The 19,234-nt window shown below is 68.2% G+C and carries 16 protein-coding genes and 1 pseudogene; 7 read left to right on the top strand and 10 right to left on the bottom strand.

Features of this window, described 5'->3' with window-relative positions; genetic code table 11:
• The first annotated feature begins 9 nt into the window (after positions 1–9).
• Complete coding sequence (locus AB0H50_RS23480; protein WP_357456968.1) at positions 10–2,913, top strand: UPF0182 family protein; 2,904 nt, start codon at positions 10–12, stop codon at positions 2,911–2,913.
• Between the two features lie 40 nt (positions 2,914–2,953).
• On the opposite strand, the gene AB0H50_RS23475 is transcribed toward AB0H50_RS23480, so the two are convergent.
• A complete protein-coding gene (locus AB0H50_RS23475; protein WP_357456366.1) occupies positions 2,954–4,051 on the bottom strand; it encodes a CapA family protein in 1,098 nt (365 codons plus the stop codon).
• A 58-nt stretch (positions 4,052–4,109) separates the two neighbouring features.
• Here AB0H50_RS23475 and AB0H50_RS23470 point away from each other — a divergent pair, with 58 nt between their 5' ends.
• Positions 4,110–4,874, top strand: a complete 765-nt coding sequence (locus AB0H50_RS23470; protein ID WP_357456363.1) for a Mut7-C RNAse domain-containing protein — start codon at positions 4,110–4,112, stop codon at positions 4,872–4,874.
• A 2-nt stretch (positions 4,875–4,876) separates the two neighbouring features.
• Here AB0H50_RS23470 and AB0H50_RS23465 read toward each other — a convergent pair whose 3' ends face one another.
• The 4 genes from AB0H50_RS23465 to AB0H50_RS23450 form a co-directional block, all read right to left on the bottom strand.
• Positions 4,877–5,320: a nuclear transport factor 2 family protein gene (locus AB0H50_RS23465; RefSeq protein ID WP_357456360.1), complete on the bottom strand. Its 444-nt coding sequence runs from the start codon at positions 5,318–5,320 to the stop codon at positions 4,877–4,879.
• A gap of 131 nt (positions 5,321–5,451) precedes the next feature.
• A complete protein-coding gene (locus AB0H50_RS23460; RefSeq protein WP_357456357.1) occupies positions 5,452–6,156 on the bottom strand; it encodes a TetR family transcriptional regulator in 705 nt (234 codons plus the stop codon).
• Positions 6,157–6,257: 101 nt separating this feature from the next.
• Positions 6,258–7,853 carry a GMC oxidoreductase gene (locus tag AB0H50_RS23455; protein WP_357456354.1) on the bottom strand — a complete coding sequence of 532 codons (1,596 nt, stop codon included), beginning with the start codon at positions 7,851–7,853 and terminating at the stop codon, positions 6,258–6,260.
• 85 nt (positions 7,854–7,938) lie between these two features.
• Complete coding sequence (locus tag AB0H50_RS23450) at positions 7,939–9,222, bottom strand: lipase family protein (RefSeq protein WP_357456351.1); 1,284 nt, start codon at positions 9,220–9,222, stop codon at positions 7,939–7,941.
• A gap of 260 nt (positions 9,223–9,482) precedes the next feature.
• On the opposite strand from AB0H50_RS23450, the gene AB0H50_RS23445 reads away from it, so the two are divergent.
• Positions 9,483–10,142, top strand: coding sequence for a cyclase family protein (locus AB0H50_RS23445; protein WP_357456349.1), 660 nt, complete (start codon positions 9,483–9,485; stop codon positions 10,140–10,142).
• A 24-nt stretch (positions 10,143–10,166) separates the two neighbouring features.
• On the opposite strand, the gene AB0H50_RS23440 is transcribed toward AB0H50_RS23445, so the two are convergent.
• Both AB0H50_RS23440 and AB0H50_RS23435 read right to left on the bottom strand, forming a co-directional pair.
• Entirely contained in the window at positions 10,167–10,490 is a 324-nt protein-coding gene (locus tag AB0H50_RS23440) for a hypothetical protein (protein ID WP_357456347.1), read from the bottom strand.
• A 16-nt stretch (positions 10,491–10,506) separates the two neighbouring features.
• Positions 10,507–10,860 (bottom strand): metalloregulator ArsR/SmtB family transcription factor, encoded by a 354-nt coding sequence (locus AB0H50_RS23435; RefSeq protein ID WP_357456344.1) that lies wholly within the window; start codon positions 10,858–10,860, stop codon positions 10,507–10,509.
• Between the two features lie 118 nt (positions 10,861–10,978).
• Between AB0H50_RS23435 and AB0H50_RS23430 the strand changes: the two are divergent.
• From AB0H50_RS23430 to AB0H50_RS23415, 4 genes and pseudogenes are all read left to right on the top strand, one after another.
• Positions 10,979–11,620: pseudogene (locus AB0H50_RS23430) on the top strand (energy-coupling factor ABC transporter permease); the annotation flags it as partial.
• Between the two features lie 27 nt (positions 11,621–11,647).
• Positions 11,648–12,040: a PDGLE domain-containing protein gene (locus AB0H50_RS23425; protein WP_357456966.1), complete on the top strand. Its 393-nt coding sequence runs from the start codon at positions 11,648–11,650 to the stop codon at positions 12,038–12,040.
• Entirely contained in the window at positions 12,041–12,802 is a 762-nt protein-coding gene (cbiQ, locus tag AB0H50_RS23420; RefSeq protein WP_357456341.1) for a cobalt ECF transporter T component CbiQ, read from the top strand.
• Positions 12,799–13,509, top strand: coding sequence for an ABC transporter ATP-binding protein (locus AB0H50_RS23415; protein ID WP_357456338.1), 711 nt, complete (start codon positions 12,799–12,801; stop codon positions 13,507–13,509). Before cbiQ ends, AB0H50_RS23415 begins: the two co-directional genes overlap by 4 nt.
• Positions 13,510–13,605: 96 nt before the next feature.
• Here the strand turns inward: AB0H50_RS23415 and AB0H50_RS23410 are convergent, their stop codons facing one another.
• From AB0H50_RS23410 to AB0H50_RS23400, 3 genes are all read right to left on the bottom strand, one after another.
• The gene (locus AB0H50_RS23410; protein WP_357456335.1) at positions 13,606–15,204 is read right to left on the bottom strand and encodes an HD domain-containing phosphohydrolase; all 1,599 of its coding nucleotides are present in this window, start codon (positions 15,202–15,204) and stop codon (positions 13,606–13,608) included.
• A 97-nt stretch (positions 15,205–15,301) separates the two neighbouring features.
• Positions 15,302–16,615, bottom strand: coding sequence for a tetratricopeptide repeat protein (locus tag AB0H50_RS23405; RefSeq protein WP_357456332.1), 1,314 nt, complete (start codon positions 16,613–16,615; stop codon positions 15,302–15,304).
• Between the two features lie 84 nt (positions 16,616–16,699).
• Positions 16,700–18,337, bottom strand: a complete 1,638-nt coding sequence (locus AB0H50_RS23400; RefSeq protein WP_357456329.1) for a DUF4331 domain-containing protein — start codon at positions 18,335–18,337, stop codon at positions 16,700–16,702.
• Positions 18,338–19,234 lie beyond the last annotated feature (897 nt).

The following is a 19,234-nucleotide window of genomic DNA, read 5'->3' as shown; positions in this document are numbered from 1 at the left end:
GAGTGGGAGATGAGCGCACGCGACGGCCTCGGTCTGCGGCGGTTGCCGCACGGCATTCGGGTACTGCTGATCATCGCCGCGCTGTTCGTCGCGACGTTGCTGATCCTCCCGCGATTCGTCGGCGTCTACGTCGACTGGCTGTGGTTCGGCGAAGTCGGATTCCGCGGCGTCTGGCTCACCGTGCTGCTCACCCGGCTGTCGCTGTTCGTCATCGTCGCGCTGCTGATCGGCGGCGCCCTCTTCGCGGCCATGTGGCTCGCGTTCCGGTCTCGACCCCTCGTGGTGCCCGCGTCCGAGGAGGAAGACGCTCTCCGTCCCTACCGCGACAAGGTGTTCCGGCGGCCGCGGCTGTTCGGCGTTGGCATCGCCGCCGCGCTGGGCATACTGTGCGGTCTCATCGGACAATCCGGCTGGGTGACGGTCCAGCTGTTCCTGCACGGCGGGTCCTTCGGCATCTCGGATCCCCAATTCGGCCACGACGTCGGCTTTTACGTCTTCGACCTGCCCTTCTACCGGCTGCTGCTGAACTGGCTGTTCGTCGCCACCGTCCTCGCGTTCCTGGCCTGCCTCGCGGCGCACTACCTGTTCGGCGGGCTGCGGCTGTCGGGCAGCTCGCCGGGGCTCACCCATTCGGCCCGCGTCCAACTCGCGGTGCTCGCAGGTACATTCGTCACGCTGAAGGCGGGCGCCTACTGGCTCGACCGCTACTCGCTGCTCTCGACCCGCAGCAAGGAACCCACCTTCGCGGGTCCCGGCTACACCGATATCAACGCGGTGCTCCCGGCCCGGCTCATTCTCTTCGCGATCGCCGTCATCTGTGCCGCGGCGGTCTTCGCCGCCGTGGTGGTCCGCGACCTGCGGATCCCGGCGATGGCCGCGGCGCTGCTGCTGTTGTCCTCCATTCTGGTCGGCGCGGTCTGGCCGCTTGCCGTCGAGCAACTCTCGGTACGCCCGAACGCCGCCGATATGGAGCGCGTCTACATCGAGCGCAATATCACGGCCACCAGGCAGGCGTACGGAATCGGCAGCGACCATGTCGAATACCGGGACTATCCCGGGATCGGCACCAAACCGCCGCCGGAGGTGCCCGCGGACGTGACCACGATCGCCAACGCTCGCCTGCTCGACCCGAACGTGCTCTCGCGCACCTTCACCCAGCAGCAACAGCTGAAGAACTTCTACAGCTTTCCCCCGCATCTGGACCTGGATCGGTATCCCATCGAGGGACAGCTGCGCGACTACGTGGTGGCCGCCCGCGAGCTGACGCCGAGTGCGCTGAGCGGCAATCAGCGGCACTGGGTCAATCGGCACACCGTCTACACCCACGGCAACGGGTTCGTCGCGGCGCCCGCCAACCGCGTCAACGCCGCGGTCCGCGAGGCGGCGGGCGACGCCGCGAGCAGCAACAGCGGATACCCGATCTACTCCGTGAGCGACATCGCCTCGCAATCCTCCGGGCACCAGGTGATTCCGGTGGATCAGCCGCGCATCTATTTCGGCGAGGTGATCGCCCAGGCCGATCCGGACTACGCCATTGTCGGCGGCGGCACCGAACCCCGCGAGTACGACACCGATACGACCAAGTACACCTACACCGGCGCGGGCGGGGTGCCGATCGGGAACTGGTTCAACCGCTTGGCGTTCGCGCTCACCTACAGCGAGCGAAACATCGTCTTCTCCAAAGCGATCGGTTCCGGATCGAAGATCATCTTCAATCGGGATCCGCGCCATCGCGTCGAACTGGTCGCGCCGTGGCTGACGACCGACCACAACCCCTATCCCGCCGCCGTGAACGGCCGGATCGTCTGGATCGTGGACGCGTACACCACGATCGACGGCTACCCCTACGCCAAGCACACGTCCCTCGAGGCCATCGAACCGGGCGAGGAGCCCGGCCCGGGGTCGCAGCGGGATATCTCCTATTTGCGCAACTCGATCAAGGCCACCGTCGACGCGTACGACGGCACCGTCACCCTCTACCAGGTCGATCAGCACGACCCGGTGCTCGCCGCGTGGATGAAGGTGTTCCCCGGCACGGTCGAACCCGAGTCATCGATCAGCCCGGAACTGCGGGCCCACTTCCGTTATCCGGAGGACCAATTCGAGGTCCAGCGCGAGATGCTGGCCAAGTACCACGTGGACGAACCGCGAGAGTTCTTCACCACCAACGCTTTCTGGTCGGTGCCGAGCGACCCGACCGTCGAGGCCAATCCGCACCAGCCCCCGTTCTACGTCCTCTCCGGTGATACCGACACCGCCAAGCCGTCGTTCCGGCTCGCCACCGCGATGGTCGGGTTCAACCGGGAGTTCCTGTCGGCCTATGTCTTCGCCGATTCCGATCCGCAGAACTACGGCAAGATCACCGTCTTGCAGCTGCCCACCGACAGCATCACCCAGGGCCCGCAGCAGATCCAGAACTCGATGATCTCCGACACCAGGGTGGCGTCCGAGCGAACGTTGCTGGAGCGATCGAACCGGATCCAGTACGGCAACCTGCTGACGCTGCCGATCGCCGACGGCGGCGTGCTGTACGTCGAACCGCTGTTCACCGAACGGATCTCGACAACGCCGGACGGATCGACGTTCCCGCAGCTGGCGCGGGTACTGGTCAGCTACCGCGAACCCGGCACCGGCGGCGTGCTCGTCGGCTACGCACCGACCATCGCCGAGGCGCTCGACCAGGTGTTCGGCCCGGCGACGGGCAGGCTCGCCACCGCTCCCGGCGGCGGGCCGGGGGCGCCGCTGCCACCGGGTCAGCATCCCTCTCCCGCACCGGCCGCGCCACCACCGCAGGCCCCGCCATCGGTGGATCAGGCCGAGATCGCCGAACTCAACGCGCAGATCGACGCCATGCGCGAGGCGCTCGACCGTCTCCAGCAGCAGCTCAACGAGCTCGGCATTCCCGGTCGATAATCGTTGTCCGCGAACGCATTCGCCGGGACGCGGTGACCTGTTATCGGCGATGCGCGAATCGGTACGCCACCGGCAGCTCGTCACGGCGCACCGCGACCTTGGTTTCGAACCCGCGGCTGATATCGGCCATCGTCTCGCACAGCCAACGGGTTTCGTCGCGCCCGGCCACTTCCAGGCGCATACGCCGCACCCGCAGCGGAATCATGCGCAACTCGACTTCCGAATCCACCGTGACCAAGAACAGCAGCCGAAGTTCGGTGCGGTACCGTTCGTAGCCGCCGATGCCCTCGTAGTCGTCGACGACATCGCCGCACCCGTACAGAATCGGTTTGCCGCGGTAGAACTCCACCGGCCGCGGATGGTGTGCCGAATGCCCTTGCACCACATCGACTCCCGCGTCGATCAACCGGTGCGCGAAACGTCGTTCGCTCGACGTCACCCGGTAGCCCCAATTGGGTCCCCAATGGATCGAGACGATCGCGACATCCTGCGCGCGGGCGCCCGCCGTCACCACCTCCGCCACCTCGTCGGCCGCGGCGAGGCTCGGCTCGTCACCGATCCGCCACAGTCCCGGCCGATCGCCGCGCGCCGCCCAATATTGCGGAACCCCACTCGATCCCGCGGCGACCGAGACGATCACCGCCCGTCGCCCGTCGCCGAGTTCCGCGGTCACGGGGGATTGGGCATCCTCGAGATCCACGCCGGCTCCTGCGTGCTGGACGCCCGCCGCATCGAGCGTGTCGAGCGTGTCGGTCAGCCCGGCCACGCCGAAATCCAGCACGTGATTGTTGGCCAGCGCGCAGACGACCGGCGCGATGGCGGTCAGCACCGGCACGTTGCGCGGGTTCATCCGGTAGTGGATGCCCTTGGCGGGTGCGAATGTCCCGCCCGCCGTGATCGCGGTTTCCAGATTGATCGAACGCGCGTCGGCCCGCGCGAGAAACGGCAGGGCCTCGCCCCACGGCTCGCGGAAATCCACGGGACGAGCGAACGCGCCGTTGGCATTTTCGGCCAGCTGTACGTAGGTGCGCGCGTCCTCGACGAATCGTTCGCGCAGCGCCGGATCGCCGGGATGCGGCAGGATCTGATCCACCCCGCGGCCCAGCATGACGTCGCCGCCGAGCAGCACCGTCGGCATACGACCATTGTCGATCACCGATCGGCCGCGTGCCTCGGCCCGGGACCACAATGGTCGTATGACCGCCGGTGTCGAACTGCGCGTGTACGCCGAGCTGAACGATTTCCTGCCCCCGGACGTCCGGTTCACGGCGCAGCGGCGGCCGATGCGTCCGCATCAGACCGTGAAAGACATCGTGGAGGCCGCGGGCATCCCGCACACCGAGGTCGATCTGTTGCTGGTGAACGGCGCGTCGGTCGGCTTCGGCCACCACCCGAGCCCCGGCGACCGGCTCGCCGCTTACCCGATGTTCGAAACGCTGGACGTCGGGCCGCTGACCCGGGTGCGCGCCCGCCCGCTGCGCGACCCGCGCTTCGTCGTCGACGTCAACCTGGGCGGGCTCGCGCGGATGCTGCGGCTGCTGGGCATGGACGTCCGCTGCGAATGGGCTGCCGAGGACGCCGTGCTGGCCGAGATCGCGGCCGCGGAGCATCGAATCCTGCTGACCCGCGACCGCGGACTGCTCGAACGCCGCAACGTCAGCCACGGCGTGTTCGTGCACGCGGATCGTCCGTTCGAGCAGATCGTCGAGGTGATCCGCCGTCTCGACCTGACCGGCCGGCTCGCGCCGTTCAGTCGCTGCCTGCGCTGCGGCGGCGTCGTCACCGACGTGGCCAAGAACGACGTCGTCGATCGGATTCCGCCGCTGACCCGTCGCTACTACGACACGTTCCGCTGGTGCGTGGACTGCGGCCGCGTCTACTGGGCGGGCTCGCATCAGCGACGACTCGACGACTTGGTCGCCCGCATCCGCGCCGCGACCGCACCCGGGTCGCCGCGCTGAGGTCAGTGCCCGTTCGCCTGGCCCGCCAGGAACATGTAGCTCTTCTCCTCGACGCGCTGCCGAATACGCCACCGCCCCTCGACGCGTGCGAAGGTGTCGAGGTACCACAGCCCGCACAGCATCAGGCTCTGCGCGCCGCTCTCACCCGCGACGAGCATCGGGTTGTGGCACATGGTGCGTGCGGTCGCGATGTCGCCGTCCACCGTGATGGAGGAATTGCTCACCAAGTGCTGGAAAGCGGGGAAATTCGGGAGGACGCTCGCCAGAAACGCCTTGGTAGAGGCCAGATCACCCGCCGGTCCGCCCATCGCGGTGTAGTCGATATGCGCGTCGGCGGTGAAGATCTCGTCGAGCAGATCCCACTGCCGAGAGTCGACCGCGTGCGAATACCGGACCATCAGATCCTCGATCTCCAGCCGATCCGAAATCTCCTGCAACGACAGCATGGGTGCCTCCGAAGGTGCGATACGGCGGAGCCTCGCCCCACCCTGGAACACGTTCCTATCGCGCTGACCGGTCCGCGCGCTGCCGTTCGTCGGAAATTCCGCACCAACGGATTGAGCCGGCGTCGCCGACGCTACGGCTGGTCCGTCGTGACCGCCGGGCGGTCCGGTGCGGGCTCGCCGGTTTCGGGGCCGGGGGAGTAGGGCGAGACGATCGCGGGACTCCAGGCGAAAGGCGGTGTGTCGGGGGTGGGTGGGCGTCCGGCGGCCGCGGCGAGGTGTTCGTTGTTCCCGGTCAGCCGGGTGATCGTGCGTTCGAGCGCCGGGAGGATCTCGGTGATCTCGAGATCGTCGTGCGCGAAGCGGCCGACGAGGGCGTAGACCATGTTGCTCAGCACGAGACCGACGTCGGCGATGTAGTCGGCGTCGACGCCCGTGAACAGGGTGCTCGCGGCGGGCAGAACGGCGTCGAAACCTTGCGTGTCGAGGCGCTGCCCGCCGGGGCCGGAACGCGCGCGGTAGTAGGCCACCAGCATCCGGGGATTGCGCTCCCACGGCTCGAACACGTACCGGACCAACCGTACGAGACCGTCCGCCAGCGACTCGTTCTCGCGCGGCGGCGCCATATCGGTGTAGATGTTGGCGGCCATCCACTGTTGGACCGCGGCGAGGATCAGCTCGTCCCGCGTCGGGTACAGCTTGTAGACGGTGGCCAGCGAGACGCGCGCCTGCTTCGCGACAGGGCGCAACTGGACCGCGTCGTAGCCCTCGGAATCGAGCAGCGACAACACGGTGTCGATGATCTTCTTCGCGGAATCGCTTTCGCCTGTCCTGGCCACCTCGCTACGGTAATCCAGTCTCCCGGCGACTCGGCTCGTCGCGGCGTTCGCGATTCGCCGAGTCGCCGCACCGGAGGAAGCTGGCGGCCCGGCGAATCGGGTCAGATGACGGTCCCCACGTCGCAGGCGACGAGGTTGTCCAACGCCCTCTCGGCGACCGCCGCGATGGTCATCGAAGGGTTGCAGGCAGCGGTGTTGCCCGGCATCAGCGCGCCGTCGAGCACGTAGAGTCCCGGCTGGTCGTGGACCCGGCCGTCCAGGTCGCAGACCGCACCCATGCTCGCCCCGCCCAGCGGGTGCCAGGTCGAGGGGAACATGGCGTTGGTGTCCAGCAGGACGCCGTCGGGTCCGGCGATCCTGTGAACCGCCGGGCCGATGTGGTTGTCCTGGATGCCGCGGTCACCGTGCTCCGGCCAGTGCAGAATCGCGTCGTCGCGCGCCGCGTCGTAGCTGAACGCGCCGCGCCCGTCGCTGACGCCGTAGCCGACCATCATGGTGCTGCCGACATCGAGCGACAGCGGCGGGATGGACGCTTGGATCACGGTGTAGGCGGCCCGCGGATCGTCCCAGTTCTTGCTGCCGTAGACCACCGGACCACCTTGCGGCGCACCGAATCCCGCAGTGGGGTCGGCCCACACGTAGATCCGGTCGGCGTTGGTGCCCCAGCCCTGTCCGAGGCCGTCGGGCAGGTCGGGAATCAGCCCCTTGGCTCCTGCGCGCACCAGCAATCGGGTGGTGTTCAGACTTCCGGCGGCCATGATCAACGCACCCGTGGTGAGCACCTTGTGCTCGACGACGGCGCCGGTGGTGTCCAAGCGCTGCACGTGCACGGTCCAGCGACCGTCGGATGCGCGTTCCACATCGGTCACCTCGTGCAGGGTCTCGACCCGCACCAACCCGGTGGCTTCGGCGGCGGCGATGTAGGTGACGTCGACGGAATGCTTGCCGCCGTTGTTGACGCCCATCGCACCGTCGCCGTTGGTGTAGGACGCCTTCATTTCCCCGCGCAGCTCGGCCAGCGCGAAATTCCAGTCGATCGGCATCGGGATCTTCGACAGCGGCATTCCGGCCGCACGCACACGGTCGGCGAAAACCCTTGCTGCCCGGTAATTCTCGCTCGCTATCAAGTCGTCCGGCGCTTCCGCCAACCCGAGCATCCGCGCCACCCTCGGGTAGTGCACCCGGTTCATGGTCGCCCAGTCCAGCTCCTCCGGAAAATGCGTAGTGAACACGTGCTCCGCGGGTTGCAGCGACATGCCCTGGTAGACCAGCGACCCGCCGCCCACGCCCGCGGCGCACAGCGCGGTCATGTTCACGCCGGGCACCGCCTCCACCAGACCGGTGTAGGGCTCGAACACCAGCTGCCTGCCGAAGAGATTCGGGCTCGACCTGCACCACAGCAACCGTTTGTCCGGTGCGGAGGCGCGGGGGAAGGTTTCCGCATTCGGTCCGGTTGGCCAGCGCAGGCCGCGCTCCAGCACCGTCACCGGCACGCCCGCCTGCGCCAGGCGCAGTGCGCTGACTCCGCCGCCGAACCCGGAACCGACCACAACGACGCGGTGCTCTTCGTAGGTCAGCGGGACGCTGTCGACCCGCGCGGCGACCGGAGCGGGCGCACCGATCGAACGAACGCCGAAGAGTACGGCGCCTGCCGCGGCGGCGCCGGTCAGCATCGACCGGCGCGAAATTGCTGTCATGACAGAACTTTCGGGAGATCGTCGGCCGCCGCGCTTCGACGGCGGGCTACTTGGCGTGCGCCGCAACGATGCGGCGCGCGGGAATTCAGTCGAGGGTGCAGCCGGAAACGGGCTTGTCCGCGAGGCGATCCAGCAGGTAGGTGATCGCGTTGTCCGGCCCGAAGCCGTCGATGATCTCCGGTCCGAAGTGGTTGGGCAGCGTGGCGCCGGGAAGAATCGGCGGCAGGTCGTTGGTGCGGAAGGTGACCGTGGCACCCTTGGCGCACCAGTCCTCGGCGAGCTGCCTGGCCTGGTTGTAGGGGACGGTGTCGTCGTTGCGGCCGCTGGTGATCAAGACCGGCGTGTTCGGGGTCAGTTTTCCGACGCGCAGGTCGGCCAGCGCGGGGGCCGCCTCGGGGATCGCGTGCAAATGCTCGGTGAGCGAACGGCCGTCGATGGTCATCGAGCTGGTCTTCAGGAACGGATGCTTGGTGATGACATCGCCGATGCACGAGTCGCTCAGGGTGCCCAGCATGGAGCGTCCGGCGGGGCTGGTCACCCGGTCGACCGCCTTCTGCAGCTCGGGGTAGCGGGCGAGCATGCCGTTGATGGCGAAACCGATCGCGCCGCCGATCAGCGCGCCATCGATGCGTTCCAGGATCTTGGCCAGATCCGCGACGGGACCGCCTGCCCAGGTGCCCTTGAGGTTCAGTTCCGGTGCGTAGTCCGGCTGCATCTCCGCCGCGGCCGCGGCGGCACCGCCGCCTTGCGAGTAGCCCCAGAACACCACCGGAGTTTCGGGTCCGACGCCCGCCAGGTTGTTGGCCGCGCGGGCGCCGTCGAGCATGGCGTGCGCTTCCTCGATGCCGTTGGCGAAGGTGTGGATGCCCGGTGTGCCCAGACCGATGTAGTCGGTGACCAGCACCCGGGCGCCCAAGCCGCTCCACACCGCCGACGACGGCAGTTCCTGATTCGCCGACAGGCCCGGCGACGGTTCGGTGAACAATGCCATCCCGGTCGAGAACGCCACCGACATCGCGCAGCGGTCGGCCTGGCCCGAGGTGCCGGGGCCGATGATCACCGTCGGGCGCGGGCCCGCTCCGAGCCAGGGACCGGCCGCGTCGATGAACGTTCCGGTCACCGTGACCGGGGACCCGTCCTGCAACCGCGTCGTGTACATGACGTGCTGCGCTTGGCCCGGCCACCCCTTGTCCGAGGGGGCCGTGGCGTACAGGGGCATGGGCTGGGTCTTGACGATCGCGCCCGGCTCGATCGGGATCTGCGCGGGGGGAGTGTAGAAGGTGCTCACCGGATCCGCCGCGGCCTGCGGCGTATCCACCCCCACCCCGGCTACCGCGGTGGCACAGGCCAAGGCCACCACCGCCGCCATCCGACCTGCTCGCGGTAGCGAACCAGACCGCGAACGTCCTTCATGCTGTCGAAGCATCGATAACTCTCCGTGAACTCCACCCCCGGCGCCGTCGCCGGAGTGCCATGCATCGCATCGCGGCGTGTGGCATGACTCCCGTCGCAGCCGCGATGCGGTGTACGGTAACACGGTTACTGTACATATGAATCCGATAGGTGTCAGAACCCGGAGAATCCACAACCGGGCAACCACAACCCTTTTCGGCCGGTACGGTCGCAAGCATGAGCAAGGCGATCGTGGAGCTGTCCCACCCGATCTCCGACGGCATGCTCACCTACCCCGGCCTGCCTGGGCCGCGAGTCACCACGGATGTCTCGCGGGAGCAGTCGCCGCTGGTCGACATGACTTACGACATCGCGCGCGTGGATATGGTCGGCAACACCGGGACCCATATCGATGCGCCTTTCCATTTCCATGCCCGCGGAGCGGATATCGCGGAGCTACCGCTGGAACGGCTGCTCAACGTGCGGATCGTGGTGGTACGCGCGGCGGGAATCCGCACGGTGGGCCCGGATCTACTGGGCGACCCGGCGCGACTGTGGGGCAAGGCGGTGCTCGTGCACACCGGATGGTCGGCCCGGTGGGGTTCGCCCGCCTACCAGGAGTCGGGCCATCCATTCCTGGTAGGCGAGGTCGCAGACGCGCTGGTGGCCGCGAACGTGGCGCTGGTCGGCATCGACTCGCTCGATATCGATGACACGTCCCTGCCGACGCGACCGTGCCACCACATACTGCTCGGCGCGGGAATCCCCATCATCGAGCACATGACGAACCTGGACGCGGTCCCCGACACCGGCGCCCGGCTGGTCGCACTGCCCGCACCCATACACGGAATGGGCACCTTCCCGCTGCGCGCCGTCGCCTGGACCGACCACAGCTGATCAGTCATTCCGCGCGAGTACGCGTCAACCGCAGCAGAAGGGATTGTCGCAGGGATCGCCGATCTCGCTGGCGTAGGCGACGAAGTTCCGGATGGGCTCCAGGATCTTCTCGACCGTCCCGGTCTCCAGCGCTGGAGCGGAAGGGTCGGACGGCTTGCCCCACGTGGGTGGCGTGTCATCGATGTCGAACCGGCGCAGTCCGTCGACGAAGAGCGTCCAGAGCGGGTGATCGGGAAAGCAGTTGAGCCGCAACACCCACCACGATCCGTCGACGCGGGCCGCGACCGGGAAATGCGCGTTCCCGGTCCGGCTCCACCGAGGTCGCGCGTTCAACTCCGGGTACGACATGCCCAAACCGTTGCCTTCAGAGCGGACTCGGTTCGGGGGCGTGGGGTGCGCCGATCCAGTGCAGGAGTTGATGGATCGTTTCGTCGGCGAGCCGATACCGGACGATTCGACCGCTCTTGGATGCGGTGACCCAGCCTTGGTAGCGCAGCAGGCGCAGGGCATGCGAGGCGGCGGTGGCCGTCATGCCGACGGCGGCGGCGAGCTCGGTCACGCTCTGACCCGGCGTGTGGTGCAGGCACACCAGCAGCCGAAGCCGATTGGCGTCGGAGAGCACATCGAAACGATGGGCCCAGTGTTCGATGGCGGCGACATCCAGGCCGGGCGCTGCGGGCCTGGCGTGTTCGGGGTCGGGCGGGGGACTGGGGGCCACTGTTCTACTCTGCCGTTCTCTCCTCAAACGGGCCGGTCGTCACCAATGCTTACATATCGGTCCACTTGTTCATATATTGCGAGTATCGTATCGGGAGGTGAACGGCACCATCTCAGCCATGCATATGAGCGATGGCATCGTCGACGCACCCACTTCCATCTTGTTCGCGGTAATCGGCGTCGCGGCACTAGGTTTCGCGGCGCGGCGCGCGCGTGCCGAACTCGACGAGCGCGCCGCGCCGATGGCAGGTCTGGTGGCCGCATTCATCTTCGCGGTGCAGATGGTGAACTTCCCGATCCTGCCCGGCGTGAGCGGGCATCTCCTGGGCGGAGCGCTCGCCGCGATCCTCGTCGGACCCTACGTGGGTGCGCTGTGCGTGGCCATCGTGCTGGTCGTGCAGGCACTGCTGTTCGCCGACGGCGGGTTGACGGCGCTGGGTACGAACATCACGAACATGGCGTTGATCGGTGTGGCGGCCGGCTACCTCGTCGCGCGCCGATCGCTGGCCCTCGCGCCGAGGCGCGGCGGGATGGGCGCCGTCGCCTTCGTCGCCGCACTGGTCGGAACAATCAGCGCGGCAATGGGTTTCGTCGTCGAATACGCGATCGGCGGGGCCGCTGGCTCCACCGTCGGCGCGGTCGCCTGGTACATGCTGGTCACGCACACACTGATCGGCATCGGCGAAGGCATTATCACCGCGATCACCGTCGTCGCCGTCGTCAACGCCCGCCCCGACCTCGTGTATCTGCTCCGCGCCACCGATCGCACGACGACGCCGCGCGCCGCACTGTCGGCGAACGGATTCCTGTTCGGCTTCGCCGCCGTCGCGGTGCTTGTCGCGGGCATGCTCTCCTACGTCGCGAGTTCACAACCCGACGGGCTCGATGCCACGACGCAGCGCGGCTGCACCGTGGTCGAGGTCGACGGAGCCGAGGAACTGCACGGCGAGTGCATCGCGCAGAACGCGGACAGCCACGCCTTGGCGGATTCCCCGCTGGCCGATTACACCATCGACGGCAACGACCGGCTGACGGGCCTGGCGGGCGTCCTCGGCGTCGCCGCCGCCTTCGCCGCACTGTTCGCTGTCGTGCGCCTCATCAGGGCCGGGCGGTCGGAGCAGCAACGCGCCGAACATGTTTCGGAGACCGGAAGAGCGTCGCCCGACCCGGAGTCCAGCTAGGTGTCTGCCGTCAGCCACCGGCTGCACTTGCCTGGCACTTCGCCGGTGCATCGGACTCCGGCCGAAGCGAAGATCGTCTGCGCCGTGGTCACGGTCTTCGCCGTGGTCGCCACGCCACGAGAGATGTTCTGGCCGTTCGCCGCCTACGCGGCCGGTCTGGTCGTGATCTGGCGCGTGGCGGGCATCCCACCGCGGTGGATCGCGCCGCGGCTGCTCATCGAGCTGCCTTTCGTCGTGCTGGCGGTACTGCTGCCCTTCGCCGCAGGCGAACCGAGAACAACCGTGCTCGGACTGTCGCTGTCCACGACGGGCCTGCTCGCCGCCTGGGGAATCATCGCGAAAGGGTCTATCGGAGTGGGTATTTCGCTGACCCTTGCGGCGACGACGAGCGTTCGTGAACTGCCGGGCGGGCTCAGCAGGCTGCATGTGCCGGGCATGATCGTCACGATCGTGGTGCTGATGCTGCGCTACGTCGACGTGATCGCCGACGAGGCGGCGCGCATGCGCTCGGCACGCATCTCGCGCGGCGACGACCCGCGCACGATTCGTCAGGTCGGCGCCGCCGCACGCGGTGTCGGTAGCCTGTTCCTGCGATCCTACGAACGAGGAGAACGGGTCCACTTGGCCATGCTCTCGCGCGGGTTCACCGGCACCATCGCGGATTTCGGCACGCCCCCTGCCACACGCGGGCAGTGGTTCCTCTCCTGTGTTCCCGCGGTGGCCGCGATCGGAGTCTGTGTCGGCGCGTGGGTCGCCCGGTGAAAGGGTCCGCCGTGCGCTTGGTCGACCTGGCTTTCGCGTATCCGGACGGGACCGGGGCGCTGCACGGGGTGAATCTCGAGATCGCCGACGGAGAGCGGGTCGCGGTCCTCGGACCCAACGGCGCGGGCAAGTCGACGCTCATGCTGCATCTCAACGGAGTGCTCACCGCGAGTTCCGGCGAGGTGTACATCGGCACGACCCGCCTGGACCGCACCACCGTGCGCGCCATACGCCAGCGCGTCGGCGTGGTGTTCCAGGACCCCGACGACCAACTGTTCATGCCGACGGTCGAACAAGACGTCGCGTTCGGACCGAGCAATTTCGGTGCGCGCGGCGAACACCTCACCGAGAGCGTGCGTTTCGCGCTCGCCGCGGTCGGAATGTCGGACCGGGCCGATCGCTCACCCACCCGCCTCTCGCTGGGGGAACGGCGCCGCGCCGCGCTCGCCACCGTGCTGGCATGCCGCCCCGAGGTACTCGTCCTCGACGAACCGGCCGCCAACCTGGACCCGGTGGCCCGCCGCGAACTCGCCGACATCCTGCTGTCCCTGCCGACCACCCTCGTCCTGGTGACCCATGACCTGCCCTACGCCCAGCGCATCTGCGACCGCGCGCTGATCCTCGACGGCGGACGCATCGTCGCGGACGGCGCCATCGACGAAATCCTCGGCGACACCGATCTTCTCGCCGCCCACCGCCTCAGCTGAAGCCCCCGAGAGCTACGTCGGCACCGCAGCCTGGGACGAATGACCTCTCGTCGTTCCTCGTCGAACCACCTCGGAGGACGAACACCGAGCGGCCGTTCAATCCGGTAGCAATCCGTGCTCCATCGCGAAGACGGCCGCTCCGGCGCGTGTGCGGCGGCCGGTCTTGTCGTAGATGTGCGTGAGGTGATGTCCCACCGTGCGCTCGGACAACACCAGCTCCGCTGCGATCAGTCGGTTCGACAGCCCACGTGCGGCGAGCCGCAGCACTTCGACCTCGCGTTCGGTGAGACCGCAGGGAAATTCTGTGCGCGGCTTGCGCAGACCCGCCGCCTCCACCACCGCGGCGCAGGCGGCCATGTCCAGCCTTCCCGCGGTTGCCTCGGCGATGAGCATCTGTGCGGCGTCGTCGGCAGAGAAGGCGGGGCGGTGTGGTCGCGGCTCGGTCAGCGCCGCGAAAACATCGGCGGCGGCGAGGATTCGGGCCGCCTTCGACTGGTCGTGACCGCCGACGCCGCGGTGGTAGCCGCTGCCGTCGAGACGTTCGTGGTGACCCGCCGCGATATCACGCAGATCGGCCAGTCCCGGGCACCGTTGCAGCACCCGGTCGGTCCAATACGTGTGCAGCCGAACGCGTTCCCAGTCACCGGGCCCGAGCGGTCCTGGCCGATCCCAGATCGCGGAAGACACCGCCGCCCTGCCGATGTCGTGCAGCAGTGCCGCGGCACGAAGGGTGCCGAGATCGGCCGCGCCCATCCCGGACAACCCCGCCGCGCCGCACGCCAGCTCGGCCACATGCGCCGAATGTCCCAGCAGCCAGCGCCCTTTCAGGTCGACGACGATGGCGAGCGCGAGGCACAGCTCCAACCGTTCGGTGGGCCGGATGTACAGCGGTACCCCTGGCTCGGCGCGCATGACCGCGGCAAGCACGTCCGGCACGTCGAGGCAGTCCCACACCTCGTCGGCGGCGAACGCGTCGACCACCTCCGGGTCGAGATGTCCGCCAGCGCGTCGGCGTAGCTCGTCCACCGCACCGCGGCGTCCCCGGCCCACCGCGGCGAGTACCGCCTGCTCGGCGACGTGCACGATGCGCCCCTCCAGTGAGATCTCCTCTCCCCGAAGTCGTTCCGGCGAGCCGAGACCGTCCCAGCGTTCCTTGACCTCGGTCAGCGCGAGCACCGCCGCGTCCGGCAGCCCGAGTCGCGGTCCGAGCGCCCGGCTGACCTCGCACACCGAGCGGACGGCCGCGGAGCCCTGCGCGGGCGTCGTGGTGACGAGCCGCTCCCGGACCAGTGGCTGCACCTCGGGCGCCCAGGAGCCGAACTGCTCGAGCTGCCCGGCGTAGATCGGCGCGTCGCCGGGGTCGAGCACGTGGTAGGCCTGTTGGAAGGCGATGTCGTCGGCGAACGACGCGGCGTTCTCCGACGCTCGACTGGTGCACCCGACCGCACCGAGCAAGGCGGCGTGGAAGACGACGCGCCGGTCCGTCTGGTCCAGACCGATCCGCTCCGCGAGCGCGGTCGCGAGCAGGCAGGTTGCCAATCCCTTCTCGAACGGCGCTCCGGTCGCCAGATCGGTGGTCAGTGACAGCGCCGCCAGGACTTCGGTGACCCGGATGGACGCGGGCGGAACGCCGCCTGGGCGAGCCGACCCCCGATGCTCGTTTCCGGTGTCGAGACGGGGGGAGGAATCAGACACCCTCCCACCGTATCGCGGGTCGGATCAGCCCGAATCGCATTGACTGCCGGTCGCGCGGATCCGGTCGACGGATCGAGGCGGGCGTGTCCCGATAGGTTCATCGGGTGCTGAGCGCCGCGAGGGCCGAGCGGGCCTTGGGGGCGTGCAGGGGCGAGAAGTGCGGGTTGATTCGCAGCGCCTCGGACAGTGCGACGGTGGCCTCGTCGGCCGCACCCAGCGCCGCGAGAATCATGCCGCGATGGTAGGTGAGGGTCGCGCTGCGCCAGCCAAGCGACGCCGCCCGGTCGGCGTAGCCGATCGCTTCGGAATCGCGCCCCGCCTTGTGCAGCGACCAGGCGAGCACGTCGGAGGTGATGACGCTCTGCCTGCGGCCGTACTCCAGCTGCGCAAGCCGCACCGCCTCCACCGGGTCGCCGTGCTCGGCGGCGAGCTGAGCGGCGTCCACGTACTCGGTGGCTCCCTCCGCTTCGAGCCGGCGGAACTGCTCGGATACCTCCCGATACCTGGCGGTTGCCTCGTCTGACTTGCCCGCTGCCTCGAACAGCTCGCCCAGCTCGATCAGGTACTCGGGCAGCGGCGCGCGGTCGGTCAGTGCCTTGTACTCCGCGATGGCCTGCTCGAGATCGCCGCGGGCGGCGTGCACCTTCGCCATCCCCTGTCGCAGCGCAGCGTCGACCGGGTTCGCCAACAGACCGAATCGGTAATCCCTTTCGGCCTCGTCGAGGTTTCCGGTGTTGAACGCCAGCTCGCCGAGGTGATAGCGGCAGAATGCGATCTGGTCGGCGGTGTCGGCCGCGGCGAGAGCCATCCGCAGCGCCTGCCGGGCGTCGTCGGTGCGACCGCGCAATTCGAGGTCGTAGGCGGCGCGGGTGAACGATGGAACGCCGGGACGCAGGTCGAGCATCCGCTGTACGGCCGCGCTCGCGGCATCGGCCTCGCCGAGCTGGGTCAGCGCATCGATCAGGACGCCGTACAGGTCAGCGCTGTCCGGTCGCAGCGCGAGAGCTTGTTCTGCGTAGCGGCGCGCGGCGGCGAAGTCGTGCCTGGCATTGGCGAGCGCACCGAGTCCGATCAGCGCTTCGGCATTTCCTTCTGGCTTCAGCTCGAGCGAGCGGTCCAGCGCTCGCTGCGCCTCGCCGTAGTTCGCGGGATCGCCGGTCACCCTGGCCAGCTCGACGTAGGAGGCGCCGAGGCCGGCCCAGCCGATCGGGTTGCCCGGCACTCGATCCAGTTGTTGTCGTGTCTGGGTGATCCGCGCGAGCAACGGGCCGCTCGGGTCGGTGTAGGCGGGCTGGGCCGCGGGGGAGTTGTCGGGCAGCGCCGCGGTCACTCCCAGCGCGGCGGCAATCGATCCGGTCACAACGAGCAGGACGAGTGCAGGTTTCCGGAGGGTGCGGGAAAGAACGGACATCACGAGTCCTTCGGTATTCGCGTGAGAGAGGGCAAGGACCGTGCCGGTGGCCAACCGGATCGGTCCAGCCACCGGCACGACATGTCAGGAGTTCGGCGGCGGGCCGGACACCGCTGCGCGGCGCGTCCGGCGGCGGCGGGTGAACAACCAGCCACCGCCCGCGATCGCCGCTCCGACGCCGACGCCGGCCGCGACGAGCAGCACCGCGGGCGTGGGGTCATCGGCGTCGCCCTGCGCCACCGTGACGGCCGCGTTCTCGGTCGCGTCCGTCGCCGTTGCCCGCGCGGTGGTCTTGCCCGGCGACGGCAGCGCGACGTACGGGAAGCTGCCGGAAAACGACGCGTCGTTGACATCGACCGCGTCCCCGGCGGCGAGCGCGTCGACCAGCTTTCCGGTCTGCGCCGCACCCACCATGGCCTGCAGGGCGATGTCGACCACGTCGTCGCTCAGCCGACGGCCGTTCGGGAACCCCTGGAGATCACCGCCGATCACGCCGAGCCGGTTGGGCTGTGCCGTCACCGGCACCGACATGTTCAAGCGCAACATCTCCGATGGCTGGAACGCGACCGCCTGCGCGTCGGCGTTGAGGATCTGCGAGTTCAGGTCCGCCTGGATGGGCGGGGCGCTGCCGTCCAGGGTCGGCGCCTTCTTCGCGATGCCGGTGAGGAAGATCTCCACGAGGTCGTTGCGCGGGGCCGTGGGTGCCGGCACCTGGTACAGCGACTCGATCAGCTTCGGCAGCTCGGGATCGGTGACCCGCCGGACGACTTCTGGGATCGTCGCGTCCCTGCTCGGTGACAGCCCGTTGAACGCGTCCTTCAGCCCGACCGGGACGACGACCTCGTTCACCAGCGGGTTGCCCAGCCGCGACACCTGCACGAAGTCACCGACCGCCGTCGCGGCGCCCGGGCTCAGTTGCAACGAGCGGCGCTCGGTGTCGCTCCACACCCCGATCACCGGATTGCGCGCCGGGTCGTTGCGCAGCGCGAGGTCGCGCTTCGGCACCTGCAGGACAACGGTGTTGACGTTGTAACCGGCGAGCGTGTCGGTACCGACCTCGGACAGGTCACCGCCGTAGAGCAGATCGAACACACGCAGGTCGAGGAAGAACGGGTCCTCGGCGGCGCCGACGTAGACCGAGCCGCCGCCGGGCAGATTCGCGGTCGCCTCCTTACGCAGTCGACCGTAGTCCGGCATCGAAGCCGGACCGGTGAACGACGGAGCCGCCTGACCTTGCGCGATCGGTCGCCAGTCGTTCACGCCGTGACTGACCGACACCGTGTAGCTCTGCCGGAACAGCAGGTTCTCGTCGTTCAGCCCCGTGACCGGACCGTTGTTGAACAGGAAGGTGCCACCACCGCGCCGATCCTCGGTCGCGAAGGTGATCCGATAGGTGATGTCGGGCTTCCCGTTGCCGTCGTTGTCGATGTCGATGTCGTAGTTGGCGTCGGTGGCCCAGGGGTAGAAGTTCGGGCCGCCGTTGGGTTCCTGCAATCCGAACCAGTTGGCGACGATCGTCACCGTGTCCGGTTTGTCGGGGCTGACGAACGAATAGACATCGGTGTTGTCCACCGCCGGATCGGCGGCGACCAAGGGAGCCTCGCGATGGCTGGAGGCGCCTGCGGTCTGCAGCGCGGGGCCTCCGGCTGTGCTGAGTGCGATGACACCCACACCCACGAGAATGCCCGCGGCACGAGCGCCGCGGCGGAGTGGACGGGACATGAGTTTCCTTCGATGAGTGCGATGACGCCGCGCAGGAGCGCAGCAGGCCACGGCTCGACGGTGAATCAGTAGGCAAGGCAACGCATTTCGCGTTCACCTTGCGAACCGGCGTTCATCGAGACCGTGCCGCCAATGGTGCGCGCCGACCCGGCGGGACACATCGGTCGATCGACCTATCTTGGACAGCCTCGCCTGCGTCCGGCCGCCGCACGGTGGTCGGCGAGCGAGACCGCCCGGAACAGCCCCCGCACCGCGACGCTCTGCGCCATCCATCTGAGCACTCCGCGCGACGCTCCAGCGTGGCCGGTGTGCCGTCGCGACCGAGGCGACACTGCGCATCGCGCCGGCAGGGACCCCGGTTCGGCGGCACGCGGCATGATCGTGACCGACGTGATCGTCCCACCTCCCGTCGTCAGGTCGGCCCCGCAGGTCGAGCGGTTCGAGGACGAGAGTCTCTATTTACCAATGCTTTTGAAAGTCATTGAAAATTTGATCTGCACATCAAGATCAGAACATATTGGACCACAAGCCAATTGGCGGGACAATAGTCGCCACACGCGCGGCACACAAGCCGTCGACGCCGATACGGCCGTCCTTCCCGCACCGTGAGAAACCAATTCACAAAACCCGCCCGATGCGTATTGGGACTGGTAACATCGTTGCGGTGCTTGAGAATTCAGGCAACAACGCCGTCCCAGTCGGCAAAAGTCCCGCACCGCGGACTGCGCGACCGAATCCGGCGCAATCCTCACGCCTACATCCATGATCGACTGAGGCGTGTGTCTGAGTTGCGTTGTTGTACAACGTGATCCATACTTGCCCACCTGCACGACTCGCCATGAAAATTTCCTGTCCTTTTCAACGAGCGATCAGTTCTGTTGTGGGGTAGCCTCTTTC

This window comes from Nocardia sp. NPDC050793, assembly GCF_040654065.1.
Lineage (GTDB): Bacteria > Actinomycetota > Actinomycetes > Mycobacteriales > Mycobacteriaceae > Nocardia.
Note: the sequence above shows the minus strand (reverse complement) of the source record. Positions and strands in the feature narration are given on the sequence as shown.

Coding starts and splice junctions, on each gene's coding strand:
- AB0H50_RS23480 (WP_357456968.1), top strand. CDS start 10: ATGAGCGCACGCGACGGCCTCGGTCTGCGGCGGTTGCCGCACGGCATT.
- AB0H50_RS23475 (WP_357456366.1), bottom strand. CDS start 4,051: ATGCCGACGGTGCTGCTCGGCGGCGACGTCATGCTGGGCCGCGGGGTG.
- AB0H50_RS23470 (WP_357456363.1), top strand. CDS start 4,110: ATGACCGCCGGTGTCGAACTGCGCGTGTACGCCGAGCTGAACGATTTC.
- AB0H50_RS23465 (WP_357456360.1), bottom strand. CDS start 5,320: ATGCTGTCGTTGCAGGAGATTTCGGATCGGCTGGAGATCGAGGATCTG.
- AB0H50_RS23455 (WP_357456354.1), bottom strand. CDS start 7,853: ATGACAGCAATTTCGCGCCGGTCGATGCTGACCGGCGCCGCCGCGGCA.
- AB0H50_RS23450 (WP_357456351.1), bottom strand. CDS start 9,222: ATGGCGGCGGTGGTGGCCTTGGCCTGTGCCACCGCGGTAGCCGGGGTG.
- AB0H50_RS23445 (WP_357456349.1), top strand. CDS start 9,483: ATGAGCAAGGCGATCGTGGAGCTGTCCCACCCGATCTCCGACGGCATG.
- AB0H50_RS23440 (WP_357456347.1), bottom strand. CDS start 10,490: ATGTCGTACCCGGAGTTGAACGCGCGACCTCGGTGGAGCCGGACCGGG.
- AB0H50_RS23405 (WP_357456332.1), bottom strand. CDS start 16,615: ATGTCCGTTCTTTCCCGCACCCTCCGGAAACCTGCACTCGTCCTGCTC.
- AB0H50_RS23400 (WP_357456329.1), bottom strand. CDS start 18,337: ATGTCCCGTCCACTCCGCCGCGGCGCTCGTGCCGCGGGCATTCTCGTG.